At 63.7% G+C, this 234-nt stretch carries 1 protein-coding gene; it reads left to right on the plus strand.

Annotation, left to right across the window (positions count from 1 at the left end):
• Positions 1-234, plus strand: a 234-nt coding sequence (locus AC0L20_RS41890) for a phosphomethylpyrimidine synthase ThiC (protein ID WP_473295976.1), incomplete at both ends; no start/stop codon positions are given.

The raw sequence follows: 234 nt of genomic DNA on the forward strand, positions 1-234 counted from the left end.
CCAGTGCCGATCGGTACGGTGCCGATCTACCAGGCCCTGGAAAAAGTCGGCGGCGCCGCTGAAGACCTGACCTGGGAGCTGTTTCGCGACACCTTGATCGAACAGGCCGAGCAGGGCGTCGACTACTTCACCATCCACGCCGGCGTGTTGTTGCGCTATGTACCGCTGACCGCCAAGCGCGTCACCGGCATCGTTTCCCGTGGTGGCTCGATCATGGCCAAGTGGTGCCTGGCG

This window comes from Bradyrhizobium sp. Kon58 (assembly GCF_055807455.1).